At 77.7% G+C, this 692-nt stretch carries 1 protein-coding gene; it reads left to right on the plus strand.

Annotated elements, in window-relative coordinates:
- A partial coding sequence (locus G6039_RS30200; protein ID WP_164528203.1) for a thioesterase domain-containing protein occupies positions 1 to 692 on the plus strand: 692 nt, incomplete at both ends.

Here is a 692-nt window from a genome sequence, read left to right on the forward strand (position 1 = left end):
CCGGGGCCCCGGGGCGGTGGGGCGAGGCCGCGGCGATCGATGCGGTCGTGACCGCGGTGCCGGGGGTGCAGTTCGCCGTGACGATGCCTCGGCAGCTGCCGTCCGGACGGTCGGTGTGGGTGTCCTACCTGTGCCCTGTCCCCGGTGTCGACCTCGATCCCGCCGCCGTGCGCCGCCAGCTGGCGACGCGGCTGCCCGCGCACCGACGACCGGCTGCGGTGGGCCTGCTGACCCCGACGCCCCCGGGACGGGCGCCGGACCGCGTCGACCCGACCGCCTCGGTCCCGGGCACCGGCGCCCCGCGGGCCACCACCGCGCCACCGCATCCCGGCTGCGCCGACGAGGACCTGGCGGTGCTGCTGCCGCTGCGCCGGGCCGGGTCGGACGCCCCGCTGTTCTGCCTCTCTCCCGTCGGGGGACTGGCCTGGGGGTTCGCGGGGTTGGCGAGGCACCTCGGGCCCGACCGGCCCCTCTACGGGCTGCAGTCCCCGGCTCTCGGCCCGGACCCGGTCCTGCCGGCCACCATGGAGGACTGGGCGCGGCGCTACCTCGCCGAGATCCGCCGGATCCAACCCCACGGCCCCTACCACCTGCTCGGCTGGTCGGTGGGCGGGATGCTCGCCCACACCGTCGCGGTGCTGCTGCGCCGAGCCGGTCAGCCGGTGCCCACCGTGGCGATGCTTGACGCCCAC

This window comes from Rhodococcus aetherivorans, from assembly GCF_011058165.1.
GTDB classification, from domain to species: Bacteria; Actinomycetota; Actinomycetes; order Mycobacteriales; family Mycobacteriaceae; genus Rhodococcus; species Rhodococcus aetherivorans.